Source organism: Mangrovibacillus sp. Mu-81 (assembly GCF_036867415.1).
Taxonomy (GTDB): Bacteria; Bacillota; Bacilli; order Bacillales; family Bacillaceae_B; genus Rossellomorea.
On record NZ_JBAJHU010000026.1, the window covers coordinates 1 to 2,156 of the forward strand.

Sequence of the window (2,156 nt, forward strand, 5' to 3'; positions counted from 1 at the left end):
TTTTTTGGTGTGCCTTGCAGTCACACATTCTAGGTGGTTCAAGTCCACTCGGTAACTTTACCCTTTAAAGTGCCGTAGCCGAAGTAAGCGTTCTACCTTCATATTGAGGGAGGACTGGCAGGGTGTTCTCTGCAAAGAGAAATCCGAAAGGCCTGCAGGCAAAGTCCAGCCCGGAACATTACGTGAACCAGAGGTGGCGGCAATGTTGGGTGACCCGCCCAAAAAACGGGGAAACCTCAGTTCTTCAGAACTGATTTCATAGGAAAACAAGAAAAGGGATAGGACCTATGAAGCACATTGACGTGTTTAGGGTCAGGATGGACGGAAAAGAACGTGTGATGACCGAGGGAAGTCTGTAGATCTCCTAGCCACAAACGTGGAAAGGTAGGGAATGTATAACCTTAAAAGGGAAAGCTGAACCGATGGGCCTGCAGATGGCGGATTGTTCCGTAGTAGTGAGTAAGTTTGAGCCAAGGAAGCCTGGTGACAGTGTGGAGGGGAAAACTCAGACGATTATATGTCGTAGTCATATAACCTGCTTATCTCCCAAAAGGAATAAACAGAGGCGAAGGGAAAATACTTTGTCAAAGTTGTGAGCGGAAGTGAGTGGGAATCGTAAACGCCTTAATGAGAAGAGGTACTTCGAGGGTGTAAACACCCGCCGACGGTGAAAATAACTCGAGGATAAGAGGTACTGGCGACCTGAGTATATAAGAATGAAAAAGAAGCGATTGGTCTACCCTAGTAACGCATTTTCTTCTTATAGAAACAGTAAGGAATCGATTTTTCGTAGCTGATGCGAGACCAACTTGGTGAGAGACGTTGAGGTGGTGAATAGCCATTGAAACAAAACCGAAAATACTACTCGTTAATAGACAAGGTGTATAAGTGGAGTAACCTATTAGATGCATGGAAAGCAGTCAAAGTAAATAGAGGCAATGGAGGAATTGATGGTATCACGATTGAGAAATTCGAGATTCAACCTGACATGTATCTGAGAGAAATTCAACGACTACTAAAAGAAAATCGATACGAACCGGACCCTGTCCTCCGAACTTATATCGAGAAAGATAACGGAAAATTACGTCCGTTGGGAATTCCAACGATTCGGGACAGGGTTACTCAACAGGCAGTCCGACAAGTCATTGAACCAATCTTCGAGAAACATTTCTATAACCACAGCTATGGATTTCGAAAAGGGCGCTCTGCCCACCAAGCAATTGATATCATTAGAAGAGCAAAGCGAGCAGGATATAACTACGTTCTGGATTTAGACATTCAATCTTTTTTCGATGAGATTCCACACGAGGAACTAATGAAAAAGGTTAACGAGAAAATCTCCGACGGGAGAGTTCTCAACTTACTATCTAGTTGGTTGACCGCAGGTATCATGGAAGATGATCAGTTCCATGAATCAAAAATAGGTTCACCGCAAGGTGGCGTTATATCTCCTTTGCTTGCAAACATCTACCTGAATCACTATGACTGGGAAATGCAGAAAAAAGGTTTCTCCATTGTACGGTATGCCGACGATGCCGTAGTTCTATGTAAATCCAGATTAAAAGCCAACCAAGCATATAAAGTCTCAAAGCACGTAATCGAAGAAGAACTGCATCTTCGAATGCATCCTGAAAAGACAAAGGTAGTTCACTTTGATGAAGGGTTCAGATTTTTAGGTCTTGATTTTTGGAGTGATTTTCTCATTCTTCCGAATGACAAAGTGAAGAAATTAAAGGAGAAGGTCCGTAGAATTACAAGAAGACAACAAGGCAGAAATGTAAAACAAATGATTTATAAGGTGAACGAAGTAGTTAGAGGATTTGGTAATTACTATCGAGTCGGAAATGTGAAGAAAAAGTTTACCCGTCTCGATCAATGGATACGAATGAGAATCAGAGCATTCATTAGGAAAAAGAGGTCAACAGTCTCTAACAGTTTGATACCTAATAAAGTCTTAAAACTGTGTGGTTTAGTTTCATTAGAAAGTCTACTCATCACTAGTTCCTAATTCAGGATTGAAATACTCAGCCCGGTGACGGGTGATGACAACTCACTCCTGGAGATGGGGAACTGGCAAAGGAAAGCCGTATGCGGGAAATCTGCACGTACGGTTTGGCGAGGGGTCCGAGGGCGAAAGCCCTCGTCCTACTCTACAT

At 42.9% G+C, this 2,156-nt stretch carries 1 protein-coding gene; it reads left to right on the top strand.

What is annotated here, in order from left to right; all coding sequences use genetic code 11:
• The first annotated feature begins 841 nt into the window (after positions 1 to 841).
• Positions 842 to 2,008, top strand: a complete 1,167-nt coding sequence (gene ltrA / locus V6B33_RS21985; protein WP_334219787.1) for a group II intron reverse transcriptase/maturase — start codon at positions 842 to 844, stop codon at positions 2,006 to 2,008.
• Positions 2,009 to 2,156 lie beyond the last annotated feature (148 nt).